Genomic DNA, 26,601 nt, shown 5'->3' with positions numbered 1-26,601 from the left:
CACCACCCACCCCCAGCGCCAGCGGCCGGGGGGCTCGCCGCCGGCGGCCCCGGCGAGAGGAAGCCACGCACATGCCTCCCGTCCCGGTGAAGCCCGGCAGCCACGAAATCGACGGCACCATCCTGGGCGGACAGGCCGTGGTCACGGCCGGCGAGCACGCGGCGGAGCACGCAGTGCCCCTCATCACCAGCCGCCCGCCGCACCCGCCGTTCCAACAGACCCGGACCATCGAGCCGGGCGAGCCCGTGCCGGGCCCGCCGTACGTGATCCGCCCGACCCACCACGAGCAGGCCGGCCTCGTGATCGCCGAGGACAAGCTGGGGGTCAACGACGCCCCGCGCCGGCCATGGGCGCAGTTCACGTTCGAGCCGGCCCTCGGCGGGTCCGGATCCGGTCGGACAAGGGCCTGTCCCTGCGCCTGGTGCGTCCCGGCGAACAGCTCGAACTCCCGCGCCGCAGCGGCAGCCCCAGGAGCCGTGGCACCTGACACTGCGCCCGTTCGGCGAGGAGCAGACGCCGGGCGAGCGCCCGGGTGGGCGCGCGAGTGGGCGCCCACGCCCGGGGCCGCCGGGGCCGCTCGCCCCGGCCGCCCCGGCCCGATCCCTCCGAGCGGTGGTGAACCCGTCCGGCGGTGGGATCCGTCGAATTCCGGTGGGGGCCTGAGGCCGGTAGGCCCGCCCGCGCGGGAAGTCGACGGGGCCGACTTCCCGCGCGGGCGGGCGGTTCCGGCCGGCGCCGTCGGCGGGGTGACGGCCCCGCCGACGGCTGCCCCGGCGCACGGCAGCGCCGCGGGCCGACCGTAGCGGGCCGGTGGCCACCCAGGCGGGCGGACCGGCCGCTCAGGCGGGCAGGTTGCCCTCACCGCCCAGGTTGGCGGTGATGCGGCGCAGAACGTTGACGGCGGTCACGAACTCCGCCTCGTCCACGCCCTCGTGGGCGCGGCGGTGCACGCGCAGGTTGCGTTCGCGGGCCCGCAAGCGCGCGGCCTCGCCCTCCTCGGTGAGCGACATGGCACCCGTCGCCCGGTCCTCCAACAGCCAGCCGCGCGCGGCGAGGTCGTCGAAGACCTCGCCGAAGTCGAGGCCGAGGTCCTCGTAGCGGGCCAGGCGCTCGGCCAGCGTCGCGCGGTTCCAGACGCCCGGGGCCCCGGCGGCGTGGTTGAGCGTCCACCAGTGGGGCTGGGTCAGGCCCTCCACGGCCAACTGCTCACGCAGCGCCCCCACCACCCGCCGGTACACCTCGCCGCTCCACGCGCCGATGGGCTGGGCCGCCAGGACCTCGTGCGGATACTCCTCAAGCGCCACGCCGACACACCCTTCCTCGCCTCCTCGCCGGACCACCGGGACACGAACACCGTAGAACCTCAAGTCTCCTTGAGATCAAGGAGGTTCCTGCCGGGATCCCGGCAGCGGGATCAGGCCGAAGCCGGGCGCCGGACCGGCCGACTTCCCGCTGCGCAAACCCGCCGGCGCACTACGGCCCGGCCCCGCTCACCCACACGGGTGGCCGGCGCCTGCCCCTCCGACCCGGCCCCGCCACCTGACACGGCGGGGACACGGCAGGCCCCCCCGGGCAAGGAACGGCGGGAACAACGGCCCGCACCCCGCCGAGCGCCAACTCCCCTCCCCCGGGCGGCCACCGCACGCCCACCACCCACCACGCCCCTTGCAGACGGGCCGAAGCCGCCCCCCCCCCCCCCCGCACCGGCTCCGGCTTCAGCTCCGGCCGACCGCAGTCCCCCCTGACCGGAGCGGGAAGTCGTCCCCGCGACTCTGCTGGCGAAGTCGGTTGGGGGTTGTGGGACAGTAAGTGTCCGCCGATTTGGGTGAACCACGCACCCAGCGCGTCCTCTCCATGCGGCCGAAGAAGAACGGCCTGCTCCGCGTCGCCTTCTCCCGCGCAAACGGTCGCCCCCGCCCGATCCGCGCCCAGTGCACCACCAGCGCCCCTCACCTCGGCCGGGTCCTGAAGATCCATCGCGAACCGATCCATACTGCGCAGGCTCGCGCACCGCCAGCCGGTGATCGTGTCGAAATGGCGCTGCGAACGGCGGTGACCCGTCACGGCTTCGGCGGACAGTGGGCCGCCGCTGCACGGAAACGAACGGCGCGCACCGGGCGGGTGCTGCCGGCGGCCGGGCCCCGGGTGCGCGGGGCCGGCTCCCAGGAGACCGACCCCATCGCGGGCTCTCAGGTGCCGGCCGGGTGCTGAAATTGAGACCGCGTACGACGAGCCGACGTCGCGGGCCCTTCTCCCCCGACACCAGCCGCCGAACGCTGCTCTGGTGGCAGGGCGGTTGTCACAGGCCCGCGCTAGCGTGCGGGCATGACGACCTCCCTCACCCTCGCGCCGTGGTCCGAGCCGGGCCTGGACCTGCTGCACCGCCAGAACACCCCCGAACTGACCGAACACCTGGGCGGGGTGGAGAGCGCCGAACAGGTACGGCGCCGGCACGAGCGCTATCTCGCGATGACCGACGGGCAGATGTTCCTGCTACTGCTCGACGGCCGGGCCGCCGGGTCGGTCGGGTACTGGCCGCACACCTGGCAGGAACAAGACGTCTACGAGACGGGGTACGCCGTGCTGCCCGAGTACCAGGGCCGCGGCCTGGCCGTACAGGCGGTGCTGCTGTGCGCACAGCGGGCCGCACAGCAGGGCGTGCTGCCGTGGCTGCACGCCTTTCCCTCGGCGGCACACCAAGCCTCCAACGCCGTGTGCCGCAGAGCGGGCTTCGAACTGCTCGGCGAGGTGGCCTTCGAGTACCCACCGGGCCACCCCATCCGCTCCAACAACTGGCGCCTGCCCCTGACTGGTTGACCACAGTGACCACCCCGGCCCGCCCTCCCCGCTACGCCGTCAGCAGCGCGGCGAGGCCGGCGGCCCCGTGCGGGTGGAGCGCGGCCTTGTCCTCGTGCAGGGCGAGGATGCGCGCGGCGAGGTCCGCGGCCACGTCGTCGAAGAGGTCGGGGCCAATGGCGATCTCCGCCAGACGAGGCGCGATCTGCGGGTCGCCGGCCACGTGGAGGGGGTCGTGCCTGTAGCGGCGCAGGGCGTCCAGGTCGGCGATACCCACGCAGTAGGCGTGAACGCCACCGTCCTCCTCACCCAGGCCCCGGCCGACGGTGGCCGAGGCCACCGACACCGCGGAGGCGGTGCGGCGCATCACCACGAGCACGTGCTCGCGTACGGCTCCCGTCGCCCCCTCCTTGAACGCGAACCGCAGCACGTGGACGATCACGTCGCTTTCCGCCCCCTTCCCGCGTTCTGGACTGACTGGTTCAGGAACTCCCACCGACTGGTCCAGCTGGCCGGCCCTGAACCGAGCCCACGACTTCGGAAGCGTCAACCGCCTCCGGCCGGCCCCCTCGCGACCGGCCGGACACGCACCGCCCGCGGTTCACTTCGCGGGGTTCACTTCCCGGCCGTCGCCGCGCAGGCGGCCGCCTCGGCGACACCGGCGCGGTACAGGCCCATCCAGGGGCCCAGAACCCGCACGCCGCCGGGCAGCGGGAAACTGCGGATGCCCGCCAGAGGCACGCTGACACCGTCCTGGTCGACCAGCACGTTGATCTCGTTGACCCCCTGAACGGTGCCGGTGATCGCACCGCTGCAGTCAAGACCGATCACCGCGCAGGCCCTCTGCCCGGCCCGGACAGTGAAACGCGCCGCGCCACCGGCCAGCACCGGCCCGGGGCTCTCACTCCGGTCCCGCCCAGCGCCACTGCCCAGGCCGACCCCCGGAGAGGAGCTGAAACCGCAGGCACCCGCACCGGTGCCGTACACCTCGATCACCCCCTGGTCCGGCGCCCCCCGAGCGAGCCAACGCCCTGATCAAACAGACTCTCAACATCACACCGACCCGCGCCCGCGGAACCGCTGCCGGACGAACCGGAGGACAAGGCGCCGGACGAACCGGAGGACGAGGCGCCGGACGAACCGGAGGACGAGGCGCCGGACGAACCGGAGGACGAGGCGTGCGGGACCGGGCGCGAGGGCGACATGGTCACCGGTGCGCCGCCAGCCGCCTCCCCGGCCATCACAGGGGCCGCCGTCGCGGGCACGGAAGCCGCCGGAGCGGCGGAGTCGGTACCGCCGGGCCCACAGGCACTCAACGCCAGACCCGCCCCGCGACAAGGACGACAACGGCAAGCAGCGGACGGCGGTGGCACCCGGACACGACGGCTCCCCGTGCCGGTAGACACTGACGGCTGCGGACACACCCCAGGACCGCCCTACGGCCGCCCGCGGTGCCACGCACCACGTCACAAACGCGCGGACACCACCCGGGTACGGCCATGACACTTCGCCACCCGCCACACCCGCCCCCCCCAGCGGCGTTACCAGACACCGGCGCCCGGCACACACCGGCGCGCCCCTGACGCATGTCAGGGACCGCCATCGGGCCCGCGTTCCTAGGCTGACCAGCACCAGGCCCGGCCCCCTCGACCGGGCCGCCGCAACCAGCAAGGGAGAACCACCCATGCGCAGGACCACCCGTGCCCTGGCCGCCCTCACAGTGGCCGCCGCCGCGCTGACCGCCGTGGCCACCGGCAACGCCGGCGCCGCCGACGGCTCCTGGGCCGGCTGCCCCTACGGCGCCGTATGCGTCTACCCGCAGGACCAGAACCCCGCCTCCTCGCCCAGCGCCGTCTACTGGAGCTACGGCGCCCACAACCTCAACGGCCAGTACGGCAACCACTGGGTACTCAACAACCAGTCCGCCGGCGCCCACGCCCACCTGTGCCAGAGCTACAACGGCGCCAACTGCGTGTACGACATCCCCGCCCAAAACGGCGTCTACTACAACCTCGGACCGATCAACTCCATCACCCTCGACCACCCCTAACACCCACCGATGAGCCCGGGGTGCCCGCCACCACCACAGAGAACGGGCACCCCACCCCCCCCCACCACCACAACCCGCCCGCTTGTTCACGACACCCAGCGCGGCACGAAGCCCGCCCCGGCGCGCTCCACACGGGCGGCGCCGGGCCCGGCGAAGTGCGCGGGCAGGACCAGCTCCCGCCGGTCGGCGGCCTGCCGCAGGATCCTCAGGCGGCTGGCCGCGGCCTGCTCCTGGTCCAGGCAGAAGCAACTGCTGCACCCGGGGTTCGCCAGCTGGACGGGCGAGTGCAGCAGATCCCCGACGAACACTGCGTGTTCACCCCCGGAGGTCAGCCGCAGCACGCTGGAGCCGGGGGTATGGCCCGGCGCCTCCTGAAGGACGAGGCCTGTGCCGATGGTGCGGGTGCCCGACCAGGGGGCGGCCTGTCCGGCGGCCAGGACGGGGGCGAGGCTGTCGGCGAAGACACGGTCCCATTCGGCCCAGCGGGCCGGGTCGACGCTGTCGTCGGTGCGGGCGGGATGTGCCGCGCCAGGGTCGAAGAAGGCGAGGTCGGCGGCGGGCAGGTGGTAGACGGCATTGGGAAACGACGGAACCCAACTACCCTCCCGGTCACGGGTGTTCCAGCCGACATGGTCGGCGTGCAGGTGGGTGTTGACCACGACATCGACGTCCTCGGGACGGATACCCGCTTCCGCCAGCAGATCGAGGAAGCGGCCCTTGCGGCGGTGGAACAAGGGGGTGTCGGGGCGTTCACGGTCGTCGCCGACACCGGTGTCCACCACCACAGTGTGCGCACCGGTGCGCACCACCCAGGTCTGCAGGGCGCCGAGGTAGGAACCGGAAGCGGGGTCGTAGTGGTCGGGGCCGGCACGGCGCCAGGCGGCCTCCGCGGGTTCGGGCACGATACGCCCGGCCAGGGCGAAAGCGCCCTGCCACTCCAGAATCCGGATGATCTCCGCATCGCCCAGCCCGATCCGTTGCACCGTCACGCTCTCCGCCTTTGCCGTGTGTCGTGGTTCTGCGCCTCGAGCCTAGGAAACCCGGATGAGCGACTCAATGCGCCGACGGCTTGAGCAGATACGCAAACAGCTCAGGCCGATCAGACCGACGGCCACGGACATGAACAGCGACGCGAACGCGGCGGTACACGACAAACCGCCCGCCCCCGACCAGACACAGCCACAACGACCCGCAGGGCACGGATCCCGGGCCACGCCGGGCCCGGGCTCCCACGCGCCACCCGCACACCCCGCCAACTCATCACCCAGAACAGCCACAAGGCGGACCACCTCACGGCGAAACACGCGACACCACCACGCAACACCGAACAACTCCCACCCGCCGATGAGTTGACCTACCACCAATCACGACGACTGCCCCAGCTGAACACACCGCCCGAGCGGCCCCCACAGACAAACCCAACGGCCGACACGAACGGGACCGGCGGCAGGAACCCCGCGGACGAAACGGGCAGCACGAACGGAACGGGCGGGACGGTCGACGCGGCCGGCCGGGGCGAAGCGCCCTGCCACCCCAGAATCCGGATGATCTCCGCATCGCCCAGCCCGATCCGTTGCACCGTCACGCTCTCCGCCTCTGCACCTCTGCCGTGGTCTGCGCCTCGAGCCCAGGAAGACCGGGCGAGCGGCTCAATGCGCAGACGACTGGATCGGATACGCGACCGGCTCTGGCCGGTTAGGCTAACGGCCATGGATGTGGTCAGCGACGCGATCGCGGCGGTACGGGTCGGGCGGCCGTCCTTCGACCGGGTACGGGCACGGGGGCGCTGGGGGGCGTGGATCCCGGGGTACGCGGGCGCGGGCTTCCACGTGGTACTCGCGGGCTCCTGCTGGCTCGTGACCGAGAGCGGCCGCAGGGCGGTACGCCTCGAGGCGGGAGACGCGGTACTACTACCACACGGCACCGGACATGCCCTGTCCGCCGAAGAGTTGACCTACCCCCAAGCACGACAGCTGCCCCAGCTGAACACGCTACTCGAGCGGCCCCCGCAGGCAAACGGAACGGTCGGCGCGAACGGGACGGACAGGACAGGCGGCACGGGCACGACGGGCGGCGCGGAGGACGCGGAACTGCTGTGTGGAAAATACCGGCTGGAGCGCGGCCCGGCCCATCCGCTGATGCGTGAGCTGCCGGCCCTCCTCCACCTGCCCACCCACGATGGCGAGCACCCCGAACTGCGCTCGGCCGTCGAGCTGTTGGGCGCCGAGCTGGCCACCGCACGCCCCGGCGCCCAGCTGGCCGCGCCCGCACTGATCGACCTGCTGCTGGTGTACCTGGTGCGCGCCTGGACGACCCGGCCCGAGGCCGGGGGCTGGGGAGCGGCACTGGCCGACCCGGTGGTGGCCGCCGCACTGGCCGCCGTCCACACAAACCCGGCCCACCCGTGGAACGCCGAGACACTGGCCGCCCGGGCGGGCGTCTCACGGGCCACCCTCAACCGCCGCTTCACCGCACTGACGGGCCGCCCGCCGATGGCTTACCTCACCTGGTGGCGGATGACCCGAGCCGCAGCCCTGCTACGCCGCGGCACGGACCCGCTCGAAACGGTCGCCCGCCAGGTCGGCTACAGCAGTGGGTACGCTCTCTCACACGCCTTCACCCGCCAGTTCGGCACCACCCCAGGCCGCTACCGCACCGCAACCGCAACCGCCACCAACGAGACGGTAGGCGCGAACACCCCCGCACACGCCGCCGCAAAGGCCGCGCAGCCAGGGCACGTTCACGAAGGTAACGAATAGCGGCACATTCCCAGGAGGCTGTTTTACTTCTTGACGCCATGTACGCGGTCACGTTTAACTCCCCCCACCCCCGCCGCACCGCCGCGGCGCCCCCAGGGAGAGGCACCCGTATGAACGCCCGACTGCGTCGCGTCATCGTCTCGACCGCCGGCCTCGCGCTGGCCCTTTCCATGACCGCCGCCTGCGGCAAGGCCGGCGGCGACAAGAAGGATTCCGCCGCCTCCGGCGACAACAAGTCCATCGGCCTGCTGCTGCCCGAGAACGCCTCCTCGGTGCGCTACGAGTCATTCGACAAGCCCTTCATCGAGGCCAAGGTCAAGTCCCTGTGTGCGGACTGCAAGGTGCTCTACAACAACGCCGAGGGCAGCGCCGCCAAGCAGAAGCAGCAGTTCGACACCCTGATCGCCCAGGGCGTCAAGGTGATCGTCCTGGACGCCTTCGACGCCACCTCGACCGAGAGCTGGGTCAAGGAGGCCGCCGCCAAGGGCGTCAAGGTCGTCGCCTACGACCGCCTGGCCACCGGCCCGGTCGCCGCCTACGCCTCCTTCGACAACGAGAAGGTCGGCGAACTCCAGGGCCAGGCCCTGCTCGACGCCCTCGGCCCCCAGGCCGCCGACGACAACATCGTCATGATCAACGGCGACGAGGCCGACCCCAACGCCGCCCAGTTCAAGGCCGGCGCCCACAAGATCCTCGACGGCAAGGTGAAGAAGGTCGTCTACGAGCAGTCGGGCGAGTGGAAGCCCACCGTCGCCGGCCAGAAGATCGGCGCCGCGATCACCCAGCTCGGCAAGGACGGTTTCCAGGGCGTCTACTCCGCCAACGACGGCATGGCCGGCGCCATCATCACCCAGCTCCAGGGCGCCGGCATCAAGGTCCCCGTCGGCGGCCAGGACGCCGGCCTGGACGCCGTCCAGCGCATCGTCAACGGCGACCAGGCCTACACCATCTACAAGGCCTACAAGCCACTCGCCGACTCCGCCGCCGAACTGGCCGTCGACCTGCTCCAGGGCAAGGACGTCAAGACCGTGGCCACCATGACCGTCGACAGCGCCACCGACAAGAACATCCCCGCCAAACTCCTCGACGCCAAAATCGTCACCAAGGCCAACATCAAGGACACCGTCATCGCCGACGGCCTCTACAAGGCCACCGACATCTGCACCACGGACTACGCCGCCGCCTGCACCACCGCCGGCCTCAAATAGTTCCAGCCACCCAACAACCCCGCCCCACACCCCCAAACCGCCCACCAGCCCCTCAGCCGTCAAGCAGCCCATCAGCCGAGCCGACTACACAGCGGCCTACACCCACGTGTGGGCCGCCACCGAGGAACAGCGGCGAAGATGGTGATGCCGCGGTCGCGTTCCTGGGAGTCGGAATCGGTGACCGTGTTACCGGTGTGTACCTCGCCGCGCTCGCCGGTGACAACTGTGGGATAGACGATCCGGTCTGACGGTCGATTCGGTCCGGAGGACGGAACGGGGAGCGATTGCCGACTCAGGTGCGCGGTGAGGACCGGTTCGGCACCATAGCAGTCAGCCGTCCGGTGAGGAACTGATGAGAACGGCCGCCCACCATCACCCGCGCCGATAGCGTGAACAGATGGATCAGAACGAGCGGCACCTCCACGCATCGTCCTTCGGCGCGGCGGCGGCCGCCTACGCCGAGCACCGCCCGGACTACGCGCACGCGGCGGTGCGCTGGGTGCTGGAGGCCGCGCCCGGGTTGCGGGTGCTCGATCTCGGGGCCGGAACCGGCAAGTTGACCGGGGTGCTGGTCGGGTTGGGGGCGGAGGTGGTTGCGGTCGAGCCGGATCCGGCGATGCTGGCCGAGCTGCGCTGTTCGCAGCCGACGGTCCGGGCGCTGTCGGGCAGTGCCGAGGCGATTCCGTTGCCGGACGCGTCCGTCGATGCCGTACTGGCCGGGAATGCGATGCACTGGTTCGACATGGCGGTCGCGGGGCCGGAGATCGACCGGGTGCTCGCGCCGGGCGGGATCCTGGCCGGGTTGTGGAACGTGATGGACGACCGGGTCGCGTGGGTGGCGGATCTCGCACGCGTCAGCGGGCCGGCGGCCGTCGGGCCGCGGGACACGCCGGCCGGTTGGCGGGCCGCGACGGCTGCGGCACACCTTCCGAGGACCGGTGGGACCGCCCGCTTCGGTTCGCCGGAGCAGCGGCTGTTCCCGCACGGGCACCGCCGCACCGCGGATTCCCTGGTCGCGACCCTCGGGACGCGCGCGGGAATGCTGGTGATGCCGGAGAAGGAGCGGAAGGCCGCGCTGGACGGGATCCGGGCGTTCCTCGCGGGCAGGCCGGAGACCGCCGAGGGCGAGTTCGCCCTGCCGATGCTGACCGCCGTGCTGCGCGTCGGGCGATTGTGAGCGTGAGCCACCGCCGCACTCACGTGCCGGGCGCCCACCACTTCCGCAGCACCTGTTCCGCAGGCTTCCCGTGGGGGGTGTACGCGAGGTTCTTCGCCGTCTCGCCGCTGTCGGGCCAGTCGTCCCACATCCACCAGCAGACACCGGCCCACCACGGCTTGCTGTCGAAGGTGTCGAGCAACGCCTCGTAGGCGGCGGCCTGTTCGGCGTCGTCCTCGGTCTTGCTGACGGTCCAGGAGTACGGGGCGGTGGTGGTGCCGCGCTGGCTGACGTAGCCGGCCTCGGTGAAGAGGATCTTCCGCTGCAGGCGCCCGGAGAAGGCGGCGAGTTGGTCGGCGATGGGCTGCCAGGCCCGGCGCAGCTGCGCCGGGTCGGTGGTGGCCTGGTCGGCGAGCGGCCAGTAGGCGTCGATGCCGATGACGTCGAGGTCGTTCCAGAACGGGATCCGCTGGTACTCGTCGTAGTTGGCGGCGTACGTCAGCGGGCCCTTGTAGCGGGCCCGGACGGCGGCGATGACCTTGCTCCAGTGCGGGCCGTCCTGCGAGGTGCCCGCGAGTTCGGTGCCGACCGCGAGCTGTTCGGCGCCGGTGTCGGCCGCGAGTTGGGCGTAGTGGGTGATGAAGCGCTCGTAGGCCGCGAACCAGGCGTCCGGGTCCTTGGGCTTGATCCTGGCCCGGTCGCCGCCCTTGGTCAGGTCGACGTGGGGCTTGACCATGGTCTTGAGGCCGGCGTCGTGGGCGAGGCGGATGACGTTGCGCAGGCTGTCGTCGGCGGCGGTCTCGTCGGTGGTGTGCATCTCCGGGTCGCCGACGCGGTCCTGGTACCAGGTGGGGGTGAAGGCGACCCACCGGGCGCCGGTGGCGGCGATCTGACGGAGGTACGTGGTGGCCTGGGGGCTGTTGTAGTCGTCGGTGTTCCACGCGGGGAGCGTCATGCCCCGCATCCGGCTCGCCCTGGCATCCTCGGGCCCACCGCCCGCAGCACCGGTTCCGGTCGGGGAAGCGGGAGATGAGGGAGAAGCGGGAGAAGCGGGAGAAGCGGGCCCGGCCGAGCCGCTGCGGCTGCTCGGTCCGCCGGCCGAGGGGGCGGGCGTTTCGTCCTCGCCGCCGCCGGACGAGGAGCATCCGACGGCGGCGAAGAGGACGGCCACCGCCGACAGGGCCGCGGCGGCCGCCCTCTTCATCGGGTTCACTGCTGGGGACTCCTCACCTGTCGGGAAGTCGGGGAGTTCAGTTGGCGAGGTCGGTCGGGCCGACGAAGGTGTAGCCGAGGGCCCTGATGCCGTCGATCGTCTGCTGGAGCGGCGCCACGTCGTAGTACGGGTGGTAGAAGAAGCTCGCCACACCGTCCCGGACGGCCAGGTTGGCCTTGGCGGAGGCGATCAGATCGGCGGGCAGCCTCGCCGGGTGGTTGTTGTACGGCAGCGGCTCGTAGTTGCCGATGTCCTCGGGCAGCACGGTCGTACCGTAGACGTCCTTCACCCAGTAGGGGAAGAACTGGCCGATGTAGCGGCTGGCGTTCACCGGTCCGCCGCTGAGCGTTCCGGCGAAGTAGAGCGAACGCTCCAGCCGCGCCGTGTAGTTCCGGCCGAAGACCTGGTAGTCGGCGGCCGAGGCGGCGTAGTGCGGGGTCGTCCAGAGCGTGGGCCGGGGCAGGCCGGCCGCGGCGAAGGCCGCGAGCGCGGAGGTGACCCGGCTCTGGGCCCAGGCCGTGGAGTCCTCGCCCGGCGGTCCGTCGTAGACGACGTTGTCGGCGGCGTCGATGTGGGCGCGGAAGAACTCGAAGTCGTCGCCGGTGACGCCGGTGTACGGGTTGTCGACGTTGCTGTACTGGTGGGTGTAGCCGTGGTTCATCAGCACGGCGCCGTGCTGGAGCATGTACTGGAGCGCGGCGGCGACGTCCGGGGCCTGGGCCAGGGTGATGGTCTGCGGGATCCCGTTGTCGTAGGCGCCCTTGGGGTCGGTGTAGACGGGGATGACGTTGATTCCGTACGGGATGTGCTGCGAGGCCAGGTAGTCGGCCATGGTCCGCAGTTGCGTCGGGTCCGAGGCGGGGCTGATGTCCTCCAGCCGCACGAAGGCCCGGTGGCGGGCGGTGGTGGCGGGGGCGAGGGAGTCGAAGAGGAGGTCCTCGAAGGCGATCACCCGGTCCGACTCGGAGACGTAGGAGAAGGGGATCTCCCCGACGTAGGTGAGGTTGGCCGAGCGGATCGCCCACGGGCTGGTGGCCCCGGTGGTGCCGTCGACGGCCCGGGCGAGCTGGGTGACCTGGGGGTAGCCGGCGCCGGAGAGGGCCGGGTGCAGCACTCCGCCGTCCTGGCCCGCGGGGATCTTCCTGGTCAGCGACTGGTTCTTGTACGTGACCTGGTTGATGTTGCCGACGCTGCCGTTGGTCTCGAAGTAGGAGTTGGTCGGGTCCCAGCCGTACTTCTTCTTGAAGTTCTCGATGCCGACGGCGTTGGCCATGTTCCAGACGTTGTCGCCGATCCAGGTGACCGGCTTGGCGGTCGTCATCGCGTCCTGGTAGAAGGCCGCCGGGACGGCGTCCGGGACGGCTCCGCCGTAGTACGTCGAGCCGATGTAGAAGGTGGCGGTGTACTGCTCCACCGTGCTCGCGGTGTACGCGGAGACCGGTTGGGCGGTGACGGTGCCGAAGTGACCGGCGAGGTTGGCGACGGCCATCGCGTAGAGCTCGCCGAGATAGCCGTAGGGGCCGGTGGTGTCGTAGAGGACGAGGGCCGAGGTGCCGGCCGGGCCGGCCACGGCGTCCGCGGCGTCCGCGGCGTCTGCGGCGTTCGTGTTCCGGGCGGCGGCGTTCGGAGCCGCGACGGTGGGCCGGGCCGGTGCCGGGGTCACGGCGAGCCGGTGGGCGTGGCGCTCGCGGTCGTTGGCCAGCCCGGCGGCGTTCCAGGCCGTCAGGTCCTCGGGGCCGACGGCGGAGGGCGACCCGGGATCGGCGGCCCCGAGGCCACGGGACGCGGCGGGCGGCCTCCTGCCCCGGCCCGTCGCCGCCTCGGCGCCCGCGGAGAACGCGATGCCGCCCAACAACGCCCCGACCACGGCCAGGACGAGCGGGACCCGGGAGAGCGGAGCTCTCCCTCGCACGCTTTTCATGGTGCCCCCCTGAATCAAGAGTTTTGTCGGCACCTCCGTCCGGGATCTCCATCCGGGATCTCCGACCGGGGTCTGCATCCGGGGTCTCCGCCCGGGATCTTCACCCAGGATCTCTGCCTGATCCGCGGTTGAGATCTGCCGTCCGAGATCTCGATCCGAGGCACCCCTCGACGAAACCGGTGAAGGCGCGGCGATGAAGCCCCGACAGATTGCCGATTCTTGCGCCGGGCCTGGAGGAGTGTCAACAGGAAATCTCGGCCCGGGGTGCCGCATTCATGACAGATCAACCCTCGGCGCACCGAAATTGGCCAGGGATGGCCCGTTCAGGCCATTGATCCCACGTGTCACACAGCCCCCTGATCAGGCACAACGGCCCGCTGCTCGGTGGAATTAATCATTCCGATCCTAAATTTCCCACCATCTCGGACGGGCGCGAGCCTGCCGTCTGATAGCTTCCGGTTCGCAACGCCTCGGAACGACGAACGAGGCGGAATCCGGGGGGATCTCATGTACGGAAAACCCGCTCTGGGGATAGTCCTGCCCCTGGCCGGACTGACGGCAGCCCCAGAAGTTCTGCCGGGCCTTCCTTTTGCCAAAGACCTTCAGGAAGCGGCCGGCGCCGGATTCCTTCTCTACTGCTTCCTGGCTGTCGCCCTCATCGGGGTAAAATTCTGGTTCGCTTTCCGGAACCCCGGTGATCGCCGGTGATCACGGACGTTCTCCTCGGGGCGAGCATCGCCATCATCGTGATGGCGGGCTGCTACAACTCCGCCCTCTTCCTCCTCTCCAGACGCCGGGTCCGCAACGACCGTGCCCCGCACGCCGAGCGGCTCTACGTCTTCCTTCTCGCCTGCCTGAACGAGGAGAAGGTCCTCGCCGAAAGCCTGGCCCGGATCACCTCACTGCCGGTCGGCAGCTTCCTGGCCCTGGTCATCGACGACGCGTCCGAGGACCGCACCGCCGAGATCGCCCGCGCCGCCGACCCCGACCGGGTCAAACTGCTCCAGCGACACCTGCCCGACGCCCGCAGGGGCAAGGGAGCCGCCCTCAACGCCGGCATCCGCCACCTGCGGGAATCCGGCATCCTCGACGGCCGCGACCCGAGCGACGTCATCGTCTGCGTGGTGGACGCCGACGGCCGCCTCGACCCGCACATCGTCCAGGCCGTCGACCCCTTCTTCGACGACCCACGCACCGGCGCCACCCAGGTCGGCGTGCGGATGTACAACCGTCACCAGGGCCTGTTGGCCCGGCTCCAGGACATGGAATTCGTCATCTACGGGGACATCTTCCAGTCCGCGCGCCGCTACTTCGGCAGCGTCGGCATGGGCGGCAACGGCCAGTTCATGCGGCTCTCCGCGCTGGACACCCTCAGCGACGGAAGCGGGAAGGGGCCGTGGAGCGACTCCCTGACCGAGGACCTGGACCTCGGAGTGCGCCTGATCGCCCGCGGCTGGACCAACCACCACTGCACCACCGCCGCCGTCTCCCAGCAGGCCGTGCTCGACGTGCGCCGGCTGGTGCGCCAGCGGTCCCGCTGGTTCCAGGGCCACCTCCAGTCGGCCCGGCTCGTCCCGCTGATCCTGCGCGACGTGCCCACCAGGGCCGCGATCGACCTGCTGTACCACCTCTCCAGCCCCGTGCTGATCCTGCTCACCTCGCTGCTGCCGCTCTCCTTCGCCGTGGCGGCGGGCGGCGTCGTGGCGGGCTCGGTCGAGGCCGGCCGCCCGCTGATGTCACCGATGTGGTTCATCGGCCCGTACGTCCTGTCCTTCACCGCGGCGTACGCCTACGGCTGGGTCTACTCCCGCCGCGAGCGCGGACTCGGCCTGGTCCGCGCGGTGCTGCTCTCCCACGTCTTCGTCGTCTACGGCTACATCTGGTTCGCCGCCGGCTGGTGGGGCCTGTGGCGAATGCTCACCGGCAAGCAGACCTGGCTGAAGACCGCGCGCACCTGAGGCGCGCCCGCCCCACTCGCCGCCTCCCTTCCTCTCTGCGTCTCAAGCAGCTTCAAGCACCCTCCTTGGAGACCCCATGTCCCCGAACGGCTCGATGTCCCCGAACAGCTCGACGGCCCCGGACCCCGGCCCGGCTCCCGTCCGCGCGATGCTCGTCCTGGGCACCCGCCCGGAAGCGATCAAGCTCGCGCCCGTGGCCCGCGCCATGGCCGCCTCCCCGCACTTCGAACCCCTCGTCGTCACCACCGGCCAGCACCGCGAGATGCTCCAGCAGATGCTCGAACTGCTGAACGTCCAGGCGAAGTTCGAGCTCGACGTGATGAGAGAGCGGCAGGAGCTGTCCAAGCTGACGGCCCGACTGGTCGACAGGCTGGGCGAGGTCGTCCGCGCCGAACGCCCCGACCTCGTCATCGTCCAGGGCGACACCACCTCCGCGCTGACCGGGGCTCTCGCCGCCTTCTACGAGCACGTGCCCGTCGCCCATGTCGAGGCCGGGCTGCGCACCGGGGTGGCGGACAACCCTTTCCCCGAGGAACTCAACCGCCGGCTCATCGGCCGCATCGCCCGTCGGCACTTCGCGCCCACGCCCCGCGCCGCCGGACACCTGATCGCCGAGGGAGTTCCGGCGGGCGAGGTGTTCGTGACCGGCAACACCGTCGTCGACAACCTGCTGTGGGTGCTCGAACAGGGCGTCGGCCGCGACCAGTTCGAGAGCAGCGGCGCCCTGCGGCGCCTCCTGGTCACCCTGCACCGCCGCGAGAACCAGGGCGACACGATGCGTGCCATGGGCAAGGCCCTGCGCCGACTGGCCGACCGCGGCGACGCGGAGATCGTGCTGCCGCTCCACAGGAGCCCGGCCGTCCGCGAGGTCCTGCTGCCCGAACTGTCCGGACACCCCGGCATCCGGATCGTCGAACCGCTGGGCTACGCGGACTTCTCCGCCACCCTGGCCGGCTGCGACCTCGTCCTGACCGACTCCGGCGGGATCCAGGAGGAGGCCCCCACCCTCGGCAAACCCGCCCTGGTGCTGCGCACCACCACCGAGCGGCCCGAGGCCGTGGAGGCCGGTGCGGCCCGGCTGGTGGGCACGGACCCGGACGTCATCATGGACGCCACGGTCCGGCTGCTGGACGACGAGGCGGCGTACCGACGGATGGCGAAGGCCGGGAACCCCTTCGGTGACGGGCACGCCACGGCGCGGATCGTGGCACAGCTGGCCCGGGACTTCGGCGTCGAGGCGACTGCGGCGTCCACGGCGGTCCCGTCGGTCACCCCTCGGCCCGGCGGTGCGGGGTCATACTCGACGGCATGACGAGAGTTCGCCTGGTCCTCGCCCTCGCCCTGCTCGCCGCCACCGCGGCCACGGGACTCGCCGTCGCGGTGAGCACCGGCTGGGGAGGCGGCGGCGGAGGGCCGGCCCGGCCGTGGACCGACGGTTCGGTCCACGGCCCGTGGCGGTCGGTCTTCGACGGCCACGGCGAGAACACCGGCCTCGACGACGGCCTGTCGCTCTCCCCCATGCCCTCGCGCACCGCGTCGGAGACCCACGCCGGGCTGATCGTCTCCACCCGGCAGTACCGGGACATGGACCTGAAGGCGCGGATGCGCACGGTCGCCCAGCTGCGCACGCCCACGCCCAACCCGTGGGAGGTCCCGTGGCTGGTGTGGGCGTACTCCGATCCGGAGCACTTCTACTACCTCATCCTCAAGCCCAACGGCTGGGAGTTGGGCAAGCGCGACCCCGTCTACCCGGGCGGCCAGCGCTTCCTGGCGACGGGCCCGGACCAGTTCCCCGTCGGCCCCTGGTCCGGGGTGACGGTGGCCCAGCGCGGCGCACACCTGGAGGTGAGCGTCGACGGCAGGGCCCTGGTGTCCTACCAGGACGACGAACGCCCGTACCCGGCCGGCAGCGTCGGGGCGTACACCGAGGACGCCCGGGTGGAGTTCACGGACATCGCGGTGGAACCGGCGCAGTAGCGCCGGCCTGGCCGTCGGACGGAAGAGCGGCCGGGAGGGCGGCCGCGATGCAGTCGAGGACGCGCTGCAGGCCGGAGCCGAACTGCTCGTCGCGGCCCATCCGCGGCTGACGCGCCTCCGTCGCGATCCTGCCGAAGATCGGGTACTGCCCGCTCTCCAGCAGCTGCTGGACGTACGGGTAGCTGCGCGCCAGCCACTCGGACTCGCTCACCCCGCTGCGGCGGACCTCCTCGGCCCAGCTGACCTCGTCGCGGGCGGCGCCCTCGACGTAGCCGTTGAGGAGGGCCATCAGCGCGAGGTTCTCGTCGATCGGGACGTGGGCGTCGAGCGCCCCCATCACCGCTTCGATCAGGCGCAGTTGCTGGGGGCCGAGGACCGGCAGCGCCCGCTGCGCGGTGGCGATCCACGGGTGCCGCAGCCACATGGCGCGCAGCCCGTGGGCGTAGCGGGTCAGATCGGCCCGCCAGTCGCCGGAGGGCATGCCGTCGACGTCGATCTCGCCCATCAGCCGGTCGGCCATCAGCAGGACCAGGTCGTCGCGGCTGGGGACGTACCGGTAGAGCGACATCGCGCCGGCGCCGATCTCGGCGGCGATCCGCCGCATGGTGGCGGCTTCCAGTCCTTCGGCGTCGGCGATCCGCACTGCGGCCTCGGCGATCTGTGCCCGGCTGTAGGCGGGCTTCGGTCCGCGGGCGGGGCGTTCGGGCCGCATCCAGATGTTCACGTACTCGGCGTCGGTCACGGTCGGCCCTCCTTCTTGCGTACACGGTACCCAGTAATCTACCTTGGCCGCCATGACCGCGTACAACGTACTCAGTAGTGGCATCGGATGACGGCGGCCGGGACCGAAGGGCCGCCGCCGATCAGCGCCCAGCACCGCGACACCGCCGTACGGCGGCTGCAGGAGGCGTACGCCGAAGGACACTTGTCGGACGAGGAGTTGGACGAGCGCCTCCGGACGACACTCACCGCCACCACCCCCGGCGGGCTCGACTCGGCCCTGGCCGCGCTCCCGGAGCCGCCCCCGGACGCCACGGCCACCATCACCGGCACCGGAACGGGCGGGTGGATCCGGCGGCGCGGGGCCTGGAGCGTCCCCCGGGTCCTCAAGGTCGCGTCCGCGCTCGGCCGGGTGCGCCTGGACCTGTCCCGGGCGGTCATCGCCCACCCGGTGGTCGACATCGAGCTGCACCTCGGCACCGGCGGTGCCAACGTCATCGTGCCCCGGGACGCGGTCGTCGACCTCAGCGGCCTGCACGCCGGCCTACGGGCGCCGCGCTACCGGCCCCGGCAGCCCGCCCGGGCGGGCGGGCCGACGATCCGGATCTCCGGGGGTCTGGGGCTGGGACGGCTGAGGATCCGCCACGCACGTTGGTGAAGCCTCTCAGCGAGCGGCCGTTGCACCCGGCCTCACCGAGCGACCGCCCGCAGCGAGCGACCGTCCGCACCGCCTCGACGAACCCGCCGGCCCGGCCGAGGCCGTCCAGCAACGGCTGCCCGGGGCGGACAGCGAGCCGACGGGTCGACGAACAGAGGGTCGAGTCGACCGCTCTCCAAGGACCGGACCCGCGCGACGGACAGGGCGGTGCGCGAGGCCGGGCTCATCGCGTCAGGCCTCGACGTCATGCCGGACAGTCTGCCCCGCTCCACAAGTCCGGCCGCGGCGAAGGGAATTCCTCGCACTCGTGATCGCCACTGAGCGGTTGTCAGGACCTCGACAAGGGAAGGAGCCTCCCCACAGACCCGCCGTCCACCGGGAGGCCCCTCGTGCACACCAGGACCACCAGCACGGTCAGCAGGGCCGCGTCCGCCCTGCTGACCACCGCCCTCGCCGCGACCCTGCTCGGCGCCGCCCCCGCCTGGAGCGCACCGGCGGACGGGCGCGGCGCCCCTGCAGCGGACGGGCGCGGCGCACCGGCGGCGGACGGGCCCCGGCGCCAGGTGGAGGCCTTCGCCGAGGACGGCGGCATCTCCCGCGCCACGGCCCCCGCCGCCTCCCCCTACCTCGCGGCCCCGCCCGCCGGCCTCGCCGCACCGACCGGCGACGGCGACGGCGAGGTCACCGCCCTGGTCCGCAACGGCGACCCGGCCACCAAGCTGGACGTGGTGGTGGTCGGCGACGGCTACTCCGCCCAGGAACAGGAGAAGTTCCGCACCGACGCCGCCGAGAAGTGGCGCGAGATCACCGCCGTCGAGCCGTACGCCACCTACCAGCGCCTGTTCAACGTCTGGACGGTGAACGCGGTCTCCCCCGAGTCCGGCGTCACCGGCGATCCGGACCAGGCGACCGTCCGGCACACCGCGCTCGGCTCGTACTTCTGGTGCGACGGCGTGGAGCGGCTGCTGTGCGTGGACGAGAAGGCGGTCGAGCGCTACGCCGCCAAGGCCCCGCAGGCGGACCTGGTGATCGTGGTGGCCAACAGCGCCAAGTACGGCGGGGCGGGCTACAACGACGTCAAGTCCCCGGTCGGCTACGAGGGCATAGCCACCGTCGCGGGCGGCAACGCGAAGTCCGGCCAGATCGCGGTGCACGAGACCGGGCACTCACTGGGCAAGCTGGCCGACGAGTACGCCTACGACGGCCAGGGCACCTACCAGGGCGACGAGCCACCGGAGGCCAACCTCAGCACGCTGACCGCCGACCGGATGAGCGACCAGGGCACCAAGTGGGCCCGCTGGCTGGGCCAGTCCTCCCCCGACGGCGGGACGGTCGGCACTTACCAGGGCGGCGGCTACTACCCCACGGGGCTCTACCGGCCGACCGAGAACTCGATCATGCGCTCGCTCGGGCGGGAGTTCAACCTGCCCGGGCGGGAGGCGATGATCGCCGGCTTCTACCGCCACGCCACCCCGCTGACCAGCCCCACGCCGGTCGGCAGCTGGCTCACCGCCGCCGACCGGCTGACCGTCGACCTCCCGGTGCCCGGCACCGTGCTGCGCTGGTACCTGGACGGGCGCGAGCAGCCCCGGCTGCGCGGGCGCACCGCGCTCGACCTCGACGCCCTGCACCTGACCGGCCCCCGTTCCCGGCCGCACCTGCTCTCCGCCGTCGCCACCGATCCGACCCCGGCGGTCGCGGACCCGGCGCTGCGGACCGAGCTGACCGGCAGCCTTTCCTGGCTGGTGACGCGCTGATCGGCCCCACTGCCAGGAGCTGTCCGACCGATCGTCACCTGACCGGACGCACAGGTCCTACTCGGAGGCGGTGAGGCTGCCGAGGAGGTGCAGCGCCTCCTCGGCGGGGCTGCCGGGCGAGGCCGTGTAGACCACCAGCAGGTGGTGGGCGGCGCCGGGGACGTGGAAGGTCTCGTAGTCGAGCGTGACCTCTCCGACCGACGGGTGCCGGAAGCGCTTGGGGCCGTGGTTCTTCTCGTGCACGTGGTGGCCGGCCCACAGCCGGCGGAAGGTCTCGCTGCCCAGGGACAGTTCGCCGACCAGGCGCACGAGTTCCGGGTCGTGCGGGTGCCGCCCGGCGGCCATCCGCAGGATGCCGACGGTGGTGCGCGCGGCCTCGTCCCAGTCGAGGTGGACCTCCCGTGCGTCCGGGTCCAGGAAGATCCGGCGGGCCATGTTCCGCTCGGGCGGGGCGAGGCGGGGGAAGTCGGCGATCAGGGCGGCGGCCGGCCGGTTCCAGGCCAGGACGTCGTTGCGGTCGTTCATGATCAGGGCCGGGGTGACCGGGATGGCCTCGACGATCTGCCGCAGTGCCGGCCGCAGCGCCTCTCCCCGTCCGGCGGTCGCCGCCTTCGCCGCCGCCCTGCGGGGTGGCCGGGCCAGGTCGTACAGATGGGCGCGCTCGGCGGGCCCGAGCCGCAGCGCCCTGCCGAGGGCTTCGAGCACCTCGTCGGAGGGGCGGTCGGCGCGCCCCTGCTCCAGCCGGACGTAGTAGTCGGTGCTGAGCCCGACGAGTTCCGCGACCTCCTCGCGGCGCAGGCCGGGCACCCGGCGGCGGCCGGTCTCCGGCAGGCCCGCGTCGGCCGGTGACACCAGGGCACGCCGGGCGCGGAGGTAGTCGCCGAGACTGCTGGTGATCATGCTCGTGTTGGCCATGCGCCCCAGTATGGGGGCCTTCGGTGGGGGCGCGGCGGCCCGAGGGTGGCCCTGTCGTTCCCAGGGAACGGCGGTCACTTCATGCCCCGGCGGATCCCGCCGACGATCGGGGCATGTCCACACCTTCCTCCCTCGCCACCGCCCGCCGCCCCGGGCCGCACCGCTCCCGAACCGCGGACGACAGCGGGCGCGGCTACTGGCCCACGGTGGTCGCGGTCGCGTCCGCCAGCATGATGCTGCCGTTCTCCGTGACCGGCGCCGCCGTCGCCCTGCCGAACATGGCGGCACACCTGGGTTCCTCGGTCGGCGCCGCCCAGTGGATGCTGAACGCCTTCAACATCACCTTCGCCGCCCTGCCGCTGGCGGCCGGCAGCCTCGCGGACCGGCTCGGCCGACGACGCGTCCTGCTGACCGGCATCGCCTTGGTCGGGGCACTGTCCCTGCTGGTCGCGCTGGCGCCGTCGATGGCCTTCGCCGATGCGGCCAGGGCGGTCCAGGGATGCGGAGCCGCGGCCGTACTGGCCTCGGGGGCGGCAGTGCTGGCCCACTCCACCTCCGGGCGGCGCCGGCAGCTGGCCTTCGGGGTCCTCGGCTCCTCCTTCGGCACGGGCCTGGCGATCGGACCGCTGGTCGCCGGAGCGCTGGTCGAAGCGGCCGGCTGGCGCTCGGTGTTCGCCCTGGTCGCCGTGATGTCCGTGCCCGCGTGGCTGTGCGCGACCCGCGCGCCGGAATCCCGCACCCCCGACCGGCCCGCCCTCGACCTGGCCGGGGCCGTCGCCTTCACCGCCGGACTGGCCTGTCTGTCCTTCGCCTTCGTCCGGGCCGGGTCCGCGGGCTGGGGCGCGGTGAGCACCCTGCTGCCGATGTTCGCGGCGGTGGCGCTGGTGGCGCTGTTCGCCGTGGTGGAGCAGCACCGGGGCGACCGGGCGATGTTCGACGTCCGCCTGCTCCGCCGGCCGGAGTTCCTCGCGGTGGTCTGCCAGCCCTTCACGGTCACCCTCGGCTTCGTCATCCTCCTGGTCTACCTGCCCGCCTACCTCCAGGGCGTCGCCGGCCGCACCGCCCTGGCCGGCGGACTGCTCCTGCTCCCGATGACCGCCCCGGTCCTGCTGCTGCCGCTCGCCGCCGGCCGACTGGCCGCGCGCACCTCGGTACGGGCGGTGCTGACCTGCGCCTCCGCGCTGATCGCGGTCGGCTCCCTGCTCCTGACCACCCTGCACGGCAACGGATCGTGGCTCCAACTGGCGCTTCCCCTGCTGCCCTTCGGGGCCGGGGTGGGACTGGCCTTCGGGGTCATGGACAACGCCGCCGTCAGCACCGTGCCGGTCGAGAACGCCGGAGCGGCGGCGGGCATCTTCAACACCATGCGGATCACCGGCGAGTCCGTCGCCGTCGCCGGGGCGTCCGCCCTGCTCGCCGCGCTCACCGCCGCCCGGTTGAACGACAGCGGCCTTCCCACCGGAGCGGCGGCCCGGATCGCCGGGCAGGCCGTCCAGGGACAGGTGGCCGAAGCCCACCGCCCGGCCCTGACGGAGGGGTTGACCAGCGCCTTCCACACCCTCGGCCTCGTCCTCGCGGCGCTCTCCGCGCTCGGTGCGGTACTGACCCACCTCGCGCTCGCGCCCGACCGGGCGGTGCCGAAGCCCGGTCAGGGCGACGGCGTCCGGCCCGGCGGGGTGCCGAAGTCGGGGGCGGGCCGCCAGATCCGCCCGTCGGGGAGGTTCTGGCGGGCGCCGAGGAAGTAGTCGAGGCCGTCCTCGAAGCCGGGCGGTCCGAGCAGGTCCTGCACGGGCCGCCACAGCTGTGCGGGGACGGGGTACCCGCCCGCCATCATCCAGTCGTCGTCGCCGAGTTCGGCCGCGAAGAGGTGCCGGATGCGCAGGTACTCCTCCCGTCCGAGCAGCCGGGAGGAGTGCTGACGGTCGTCGGAGCCGTAACCCTCCAGCTCCCAGAGCACGTTGTGCCCGTCGGCGAACGGGTAGTCGCGGTAGGCGTGATCACGGTCCACGCCCCCAGCCTAGGCCTGTCTTCGAACTCGCGTCTGCAGGAGTTCGAAGACAGGCCTAGGCCGACACACGCCCTGGTCAGACGGCGGGCCAACGGCGCTCCGTGCCCTCCGGGGGGCGGCGGCGCAGCGGGGCCAGTTCGCGCTCCAGGGTCCGGACGTCGCGGGCTATGCTCGCCGCGAGTTCCCTCGGGGCGGTGTCACTCGGCAGTCGGCGCGTCCAGGAACGGGCCTTCGCTGGGCCGTCCTGAACCATGTGGAAGGTGAGGCCCACCACTCCTCCGACGTCGGCCAGGCTCACCAGGATCCGGGTGTCGGCGAGGTCGATGGTCACCTCGTTGCCGATGCAGGAGCAGGCCACCAGGCCCTCGATGCCCTCCTCCGCCAGGTACCTGGCCAGCGGAACCGCCCTGCCCCGGACCAGAAACGGACGTGCCACCGGACCCACGGGATCCGCCTCCTCTCGCCGTACGCGTGCCACCTCGGCCGGGCGCAGGCGCGCCGCAACAGACCGGACTCCGCCCATGCTCCACCACGTCGCCGAAAAGCACCAACTTCGCGCCTCACAAGGCGACTTGAGCGCATGCACTCGACCGGCGCACCGGCGCACACCGGGGCGCACCGGACGGCTCACGGCACCGGGGGCGCACGGTTCGCCGACGGGCGGACCGACGCCGCAACCCGACGGACTTGCCGGTGGCCAGCCACGGCGGATAGCTTGAACGCGTTCAATTTGAACCCGTTCAAACCTCCCCGGGGGGACCGGATGTCAGTACACCTCTTCGCCTTCCGAGCCGGAAGGCCCTGGCCGATCGCCCTGTTCGCCGCAGCCACCTGGGTGCAGCCCTGGGTACTGGTGGACGCGACCGCGCCCCGGTGGCTCGCCACCCTCTGGGCCCTGTTCCTGGCGCTCACCACGGTCCCCCTCACGATCGCGGACCCGCTGGTCTTCCGCCGCGCCTGTCTGACCGTCGGCACGACGGTGCTCGGCACCCAGGTCGCGCTCTCCGTCCCGTACCTGCTGATCCCGCTGCCGTTCGCCCTCATCCTGTTCCCGGCCGGCCTCCTCCTGCTGCTCGCGGGCTGGAAGCGCTGCGCCCTGGCCCGCGGCACCCTCGCCGCCCTCCTGCTGGTCGTCCCGGTGCTGGCCGGCTTCACCACCCTCTGGCCGCCGCACTGACCACGCCCGGGAAGTGCGGCCGCCCACCTTCACCGACACATCCGGAGGGACAGCATGACCGAACGCCCCGTCCCGTTGCGCACCGACCGCCCGTGGCAGATCGTCGCCCTGGCCGGGGCCAGCTGGTTGACGCCCTGGGCGCTGGTGCGCGGTGACGTCACCGGGGAAACCATCGCGCTCTGGTTCCCGCTGCTCGCGCTGACCGTACTGCCGCTCTCCTACCGCAACCCCTACCTGTTCCGCCGCACCTGCCGGATCGTCGGCGGGGTCCTGCTCGGCCTGCAGTTCGTGGTCTCCGTGCCGTTCCTCCTGCTGGTCCTGCCGCTCCTCGTCGCCTTCCTGCCCGCCGGCGCGCTGCTCCTGCTCGCGGGCTGGAAACGCAGCGGGCCGGTCCGCACCGGTCTCGCCGTCACCCTCGCCGCCCTCCCGCTCGTGATCGTCGCCGGAGTGCTCTGCCACTCCCGCTGACCATGCCCGAGCGGCGCAGCCTGGAGTCGCCGGCTGCGCCGCTGAGCGCCGTCACGGCGTCGGAGAGCCCGTAGGGCGTGTCTCTCGGAGCTCCCTGGCTAGCGGAGGACGCCTCGCACGGCCTCCGGGTCGGTGGGCGGGAGCGGACCGGTCCGGGCGGCCGTCAGCGCCTTGGCGGTGGCGGGCGGCGGGGTCACGTAGACCGGGGTCGGATCGGCCTCGGGGGCGCAGGTCTTGGCGATCCGCCCCTTGCCCTGGGGCAGGCTGCCGTCGCGCAGGTAGGCGGTGAAGGTGTCGTCCAGACAGGCGTTGCCGTGGAACAGGATCTCGTGGAAACTGCCGCCGTCCTGGACGACCAGCTTGGAGCCGGGCAGCGCGTCGTGCATGGCGAGCCCGCCCTGGTACGGCGTGGCCGCGTCCTCGGTGGCCTGGAAGAGCAGGACCGGGGGCAGGTTCTTGCCGGTGATCTTCAGACGGCCCGCCGGGTTGCCCTGGTAGGGCCAGAACATGCAGGCGGCGTTGTACCACATGTTGTTATAGGTGTAGAAGGGCGCGGTGGCGTCGACCTTGGCCTGGTCCTTCTTCCAGAACTCCCAGTCGCGCGGCCAGGCGTTCTCGGTGCACTGGGCGGCGTTGTAGGCCGGGAAGGCGCCGTCATCGACGCCGGGGGCGGCGTACTTGTTGTAGGCGATGGTCAGTGGCCGGGTGTCGTGCTGGTTGAGGTAGGCGGAGAGCACGGTGGCCATCCGGGGCCAGCGCAGGAAGTTGTAGCCGCCGCTGTAGAAGGTGTCCTCGAACTCGGCGGGGCCGATCTTCCCGGTCGAGGGCGCGGCGTCCGCCGGCTCCTTGCGCAGGGCGTCCTCGACCTGGTGGTAGGCCTGTTCCACGGCCTTGGCGTCGGTGCCGAGGTGGTAGACGGAGTCGGCCTTGGCGGTCCAGTCGGCGAAGGCGTCGAAGCGGCGCTGGTGCTCCCGGTCCTGGAGGACGTTGTGGTCGTACCAGCTGATGGTCGGGCCGACGATGCTGTCCAGCACCATCCGGCGCACGTGCGAGGGGAAGAGCTGGCCGTAGGTGGAACCGAGCGAGGTGCCCCAGGAGCCGCCGTAGAAGTTGATCTTCGTCACGCCGAGCGCCCGGCGGATGCTGTCCAGGTCGCGGGCGTTGTCGACGGTGGTCATGTGCGGGAGCAGCCAGGACCAGTCGGCCGCGCAGTCGGCGGCGTAGCCGGCCGCCTTCTTCAGCCACGCCTTCGAAGTCCCCTGGTCCACCTGGTAGTCGGGGCGCTCGGCGTCGAAGTAGTGGGCGTCGCAGACCACATGCGGGTCGCTGCCGTTGGTGCCGCGCGGGTCGAACCCGATCCAGTCGTAGGTCGACGCGACGTCCGCCGGGATCTGCCCGGAGATGTAGCCGGGCATCCAGAGCCCGGAGTCGCCGGGGCCGCCCGGGTTGAGCAGGATCGGGCCCTGCTGCTTGTCCTTGGGGGCGGTGGCGGGCAGCCGGTTGAGCTTGATCTTGATCTTGCGGCCACGCGGGTCGGCGTAGTCCACCGGCACCTCGAGCATGGCGCACTGGAGCGCCGGGGTGGTGGTGTCGTTGCAGGAGCTCCAGACGAGCTTCCCCTGACCGGTGTCGACCAGGTCGGGACCGTCGGGCTCGACGGCGGAGGCGGCGGGGCCGACGATCCCGCCGAGGGTGGCCACGGCGGCGGCGGCCGAGAGGAGGGCGATGGCTTTTCTCATGGGGAGCATGATGTGACATGTGCAATGGCACATCCAAGGGGCGAAACCGGACTTTGCCAAGCCTTGACCGTTCCTGTCGGCCCGATCACGGCTTCATCGCGTCAGGTCGCCCGGTTAGGCT

Annotated in this window: 24 protein-coding genes; 13 read left to right on the top strand and 11 right to left on the bottom strand. The window is 72.0% G+C overall.

Annotation, left to right across the window (positions count from 1 at the left end; translation table 11 throughout):
• Positions 1 to 839: 839 nt before the first annotated feature.
• Entirely contained in the window at positions 840 to 1,304 is a 465-nt protein-coding gene (locus BOQ63_RS42735; protein ID WP_030291181.1) for a winged helix DNA-binding protein, read from the bottom strand.
• 1,021 nt (positions 1,305 to 2,325) lie between these two features.
• Between BOQ63_RS42735 and BOQ63_RS42730 the strand changes: the two genes are divergently transcribed.
• A complete protein-coding gene (locus BOQ63_RS42730) occupies positions 2,326 to 2,817 on the top strand; it encodes a GNAT family N-acetyltransferase (protein ID WP_030291183.1) in 492 nt (163 codons plus the stop codon).
• Positions 2,818 to 2,848: 31 nt separating this feature from the next.
• Here BOQ63_RS42730 and BOQ63_RS42725 read toward each other — a convergent pair whose 3' ends face one another.
• Entirely contained in the window at positions 2,849 to 3,238 is a 390-nt protein-coding gene (locus BOQ63_RS42725; protein WP_030291184.1) for a Dabb family protein, read from the bottom strand.
• A 173-nt stretch (positions 3,239 to 3,411) separates the two neighbouring features.
• On the bottom strand, positions 3,412 to 3,627 hold the full coding sequence (locus tag BOQ63_RS42720) for a hypothetical protein (RefSeq protein WP_141763910.1): 216 nt from the start codon (positions 3,625 to 3,627) through the stop codon (positions 3,412 to 3,414).
• Between the two features lie 853 nt (positions 3,628 to 4,480).
• Between BOQ63_RS42720 and BOQ63_RS42715 the strand changes: the two genes are divergently transcribed.
• Positions 4,481 to 4,846, top strand: coding sequence for a hypothetical protein (locus BOQ63_RS42715; RefSeq protein ID WP_030291188.1), 366 nt, complete (start codon positions 4,481 to 4,483; stop codon positions 4,844 to 4,846).
• Positions 4,847 to 4,932: 86 nt separating this feature from the next.
• Here the strand turns inward: BOQ63_RS42715 and BOQ63_RS42710 are convergent, their stop codons facing one another.
• Positions 4,933 to 5,835, bottom strand: coding sequence for an MBL fold metallo-hydrolase (locus BOQ63_RS42710; RefSeq protein ID WP_454131314.1), 903 nt, complete (start codon positions 5,833 to 5,835; stop codon positions 4,933 to 4,935).
• 720 nt (positions 5,836 to 6,555) lie between these two features.
• Here BOQ63_RS42710 and BOQ63_RS42705 point away from each other — a divergent pair.
• The 3 genes from BOQ63_RS42705 (at position 6,556) to BOQ63_RS42695 (ending at position 9,990) form a co-directional block, all read left to right on the top strand.
• Positions 6,556 to 7,605 carry an AraC family transcriptional regulator gene (locus BOQ63_RS42705; RefSeq protein WP_079184004.1) on the top strand — a complete coding sequence of 350 codons (1,050 nt, stop codon included), beginning with the start codon at positions 6,556 to 6,558 and terminating at the stop codon, positions 7,603 to 7,605.
• 110 nt (positions 7,606 to 7,715) lie between these two features.
• Positions 7,716 to 8,813, top strand: coding sequence for a sugar ABC transporter substrate-binding protein (locus tag BOQ63_RS42700; RefSeq protein ID WP_454131316.1), 1,098 nt, complete (start codon positions 7,716 to 7,718; stop codon positions 8,811 to 8,813).
• A 397-nt stretch (positions 8,814 to 9,210) separates the two neighbouring features.
• Positions 9,211 to 9,990 carry a class I SAM-dependent methyltransferase gene (locus BOQ63_RS42695; RefSeq protein WP_030553910.1) on the top strand — a complete coding sequence of 260 codons (780 nt, stop codon included), beginning with the start codon at positions 9,211 to 9,213 and terminating at the stop codon, positions 9,988 to 9,990.
• Positions 9,991 to 10,009: 19 nt separating this feature from the next.
• On the opposite strand, the gene BOQ63_RS42690 is transcribed toward BOQ63_RS42695, so the two are convergent.
• Both BOQ63_RS42690 and BOQ63_RS42685 read right to left on the bottom strand, forming a co-directional pair.
• Positions 10,010 to 10,924 (bottom strand): glycoside hydrolase family 113, encoded by a 915-nt coding sequence (locus BOQ63_RS42690; protein WP_454131318.1) that lies wholly within the window; start codon positions 10,922 to 10,924, stop codon positions 10,010 to 10,012.
• Positions 10,925 to 11,219: 295 nt separating this feature from the next.
• The gene (locus tag BOQ63_RS42685) at positions 11,220 to 13,103 is read right to left on the bottom strand and encodes a DUF2334 domain-containing protein (protein ID WP_454131320.1); all 1,884 of its coding nucleotides are present in this window, start codon (positions 13,101 to 13,103) and stop codon (positions 11,220 to 11,222) included.
• Between the two features lie 704 nt (positions 13,104 to 13,807).
• Between BOQ63_RS42685 and BOQ63_RS42680 the strand changes: the two genes are divergently transcribed.
• The 3 genes from BOQ63_RS42680 to BOQ63_RS42670 all read left to right on the top strand — a co-directional run bounded on the left by BOQ63_RS42680 (position 13,808) and on the right by BOQ63_RS42670 (position 17,038).
• Positions 13,808 to 15,061: a glycosyltransferase gene (locus BOQ63_RS42680; protein ID WP_107488615.1), complete on the top strand. Its 1,254-nt coding sequence runs from the start codon at positions 13,808 to 13,810 to the stop codon at positions 15,059 to 15,061.
• Positions 15,062 to 15,137: 76 nt separating this feature from the next.
• A complete protein-coding gene (gene wecB / locus BOQ63_RS42675) occupies positions 15,138 to 16,373 on the top strand; it encodes a non-hydrolyzing UDP-N-acetylglucosamine 2-epimerase (RefSeq protein WP_454131322.1) in 1,236 nt (411 codons plus the stop codon).
• Positions 16,370 to 17,038 carry a hypothetical protein gene (locus tag BOQ63_RS42670; RefSeq protein WP_037831679.1) on the top strand — a complete coding sequence of 223 codons (669 nt, stop codon included), beginning with the start codon at positions 16,370 to 16,372 and terminating at the stop codon, positions 17,036 to 17,038. Before wecB ends, BOQ63_RS42670 begins: the two co-directional genes overlap by 4 nt.
• Here BOQ63_RS42670 and BOQ63_RS42665 read toward each other — a convergent pair.
• Positions 17,007 to 17,780 carry a TetR/AcrR family transcriptional regulator gene (locus BOQ63_RS42665; protein ID WP_030291023.1) on the bottom strand — a complete coding sequence of 258 codons (774 nt, stop codon included), beginning with the start codon at positions 17,778 to 17,780 and terminating at the stop codon, positions 17,007 to 17,009. The genes BOQ63_RS42670 and BOQ63_RS42665 overlap by 32 nt on opposite strands.
• An 87-nt stretch (positions 17,781 to 17,867) precedes the next feature.
• Between BOQ63_RS42665 and BOQ63_RS42660 the strand changes: the two genes are divergently transcribed.
• Positions 17,868 to 18,416 (top strand): DUF1707 domain-containing protein, encoded by a 549-nt coding sequence (locus BOQ63_RS42660; RefSeq protein WP_072656129.1) that lies wholly within the window; start codon positions 17,868 to 17,870, stop codon positions 18,414 to 18,416.
• A gap of 389 nt (positions 18,417 to 18,805) precedes the next feature.
• Complete coding sequence (locus BOQ63_RS42655) at positions 18,806 to 20,173, top strand: M64 family metallopeptidase (protein ID WP_360334408.1); 1,368 nt, start codon at positions 18,806 to 18,808, stop codon at positions 20,171 to 20,173.
• A gap of 57 nt (positions 20,174 to 20,230) precedes the next feature.
• Here the strand turns inward: BOQ63_RS42655 and BOQ63_RS42650 are convergent, their stop codons facing one another.
• Positions 20,231 to 21,088: a helix-turn-helix transcriptional regulator gene (locus BOQ63_RS42650; RefSeq protein WP_072656127.1), complete on the bottom strand. Its 858-nt coding sequence runs from the start codon at positions 21,086 to 21,088 to the stop codon at positions 20,231 to 20,233.
• A 113-nt stretch (positions 21,089 to 21,201) separates the two neighbouring features.
• Between BOQ63_RS42650 and BOQ63_RS42645 the strand changes: the two genes are divergently transcribed.
• Positions 21,202 to 22,833 (top strand): MFS transporter, encoded by a 1,632-nt coding sequence (locus BOQ63_RS42645; RefSeq protein WP_454131325.1) that lies wholly within the window; start codon positions 21,202 to 21,204, stop codon positions 22,831 to 22,833.
• Here BOQ63_RS42645 and BOQ63_RS42640 read toward each other — a convergent pair.
• Positions 22,737 to 23,096: a hypothetical protein gene (locus BOQ63_RS42640; RefSeq protein WP_030291013.1), complete on the bottom strand. Its 360-nt coding sequence runs from the start codon at positions 23,094 to 23,096 to the stop codon at positions 22,737 to 22,739. The genes BOQ63_RS42645 and BOQ63_RS42640 overlap by 97 nt on opposite strands.
• Before the next feature lie 76 nt (positions 23,097 to 23,172).
• A complete protein-coding gene (locus BOQ63_RS42635) occupies positions 23,173 to 23,532 on the bottom strand; it encodes a hypothetical protein (RefSeq protein ID WP_141763909.1) in 360 nt (119 codons plus the stop codon).
• Between the two features lie 327 nt (positions 23,533 to 23,859).
• On the opposite strand from BOQ63_RS42635, the gene BOQ63_RS42630 reads away from it, so the two are divergent.
• Both BOQ63_RS42630 and BOQ63_RS42625 read left to right on the top strand, forming a co-directional pair.
• Positions 23,860 to 24,273, top strand: a complete 414-nt coding sequence (locus tag BOQ63_RS42630; RefSeq protein ID WP_030289551.1) for a hypothetical protein — start codon at positions 23,860 to 23,862, stop codon at positions 24,271 to 24,273.
• A gap of 54 nt (positions 24,274 to 24,327) precedes the next feature.
• A complete protein-coding gene (locus tag BOQ63_RS42625) occupies positions 24,328 to 24,741 on the top strand; it encodes a hypothetical protein (protein ID WP_072656126.1) in 414 nt (137 codons plus the stop codon).
• Positions 24,742 to 24,839: 98 nt separating this feature from the next.
• On the opposite strand, the gene BOQ63_RS42620 is transcribed toward BOQ63_RS42625, so the two are convergent.
• A complete protein-coding gene (locus BOQ63_RS42620; protein ID WP_072656125.1) occupies positions 24,840 to 26,480 on the bottom strand; it encodes an alpha/beta hydrolase in 1,641 nt (546 codons plus the stop codon).
• Between the last annotated feature and the right edge of the window lie 121 nt (positions 26,481 to 26,601).

Origin of the sequence: Streptomyces viridifaciens (genome assembly GCF_001888885.2) — a bacterium.
GTDB lineage: Bacteria > Actinomycetota > Actinomycetes > Streptomycetales > Streptomycetaceae > Kitasatospora > Kitasatospora aureofaciens.
This window is presented reverse-complemented; position numbering and strand designations above follow the sequence as displayed.

What these genes read in the sequence shown, in the direction of transcription:
- BOQ63_RS42705 (WP_079184004.1), top strand. Translation starts at nt 6,556, where the DNA reads ATGGATGTGGTCAGCGACGCGATCGCGGCGGTACGGGTCGGGCGGCCG.
- BOQ63_RS42650 (WP_072656127.1), bottom strand. Translation starts at nt 21,088, where the DNA reads ATGGCCAACACGAGCATGATCACCAGCAGTCTCGGCGACTACCTCCGC.
- BOQ63_RS42690 (WP_454131318.1), bottom strand. Translation starts at nt 10,924, where the DNA reads ATGACGCTCCCCGCGTGGAACACCGACGACTACAACAGCCCCCAGGCC.
- BOQ63_RS42715 (WP_030291188.1), top strand. Translation starts at nt 4,481, where the DNA reads ATGCGCAGGACCACCCGTGCCCTGGCCGCCCTCACAGTGGCCGCCGCC.
- BOQ63_RS42660 (WP_072656129.1), top strand. Translation starts at nt 17,868, where the DNA reads ATGACGGCGGCCGGGACCGAAGGGCCGCCGCCGATCAGCGCCCAGCAC.
- BOQ63_RS42620 (WP_072656125.1), bottom strand. Translation starts at nt 26,480, where the DNA reads ATGAGAAAAGCCATCGCCCTCCTCTCGGCCGCCGCCGCCGTGGCCACC.
- BOQ63_RS42695 (WP_030553910.1), top strand. Translation starts at nt 9,211, where the DNA reads ATGGATCAGAACGAGCGGCACCTCCACGCATCGTCCTTCGGCGCGGCG.
- wecB (WP_454131322.1), top strand. Translation starts at nt 15,138, where the DNA reads ATGTCCCCGAACGGCTCGATGTCCCCGAACAGCTCGACGGCCCCGGAC.
- BOQ63_RS42670 (WP_037831679.1), top strand. Translation starts at nt 16,370, where the DNA reads ATGACGAGAGTTCGCCTGGTCCTCGCCCTCGCCCTGCTCGCCGCCACC.
- BOQ63_RS42730 (WP_030291183.1), top strand. Translation starts at nt 2,326, where the DNA reads ATGACGACCTCCCTCACCCTCGCGCCGTGGTCCGAGCCGGGCCTGGAC.
- BOQ63_RS42625 (WP_072656126.1), top strand. Translation starts at nt 24,328, where the DNA reads ATGACCGAACGCCCCGTCCCGTTGCGCACCGACCGCCCGTGGCAGATC.
- BOQ63_RS42645 (WP_454131325.1), top strand. Translation starts at nt 21,202, where the DNA reads ATGTCCACACCTTCCTCCCTCGCCACCGCCCGCCGCCCCGGGCCGCAC.
- BOQ63_RS42700 (WP_454131316.1), top strand. Translation starts at nt 7,716, where the DNA reads ATGAACGCCCGACTGCGTCGCGTCATCGTCTCGACCGCCGGCCTCGCG.
- BOQ63_RS42630 (WP_030289551.1), top strand. Translation starts at nt 23,860, where the DNA reads ATGTCAGTACACCTCTTCGCCTTCCGAGCCGGAAGGCCCTGGCCGATC.
- BOQ63_RS42685 (WP_454131320.1), bottom strand. Translation starts at nt 13,103, where the DNA reads ATGAAAAGCGTGCGAGGGAGAGCTCCGCTCTCCCGGGTCCCGCTCGTC.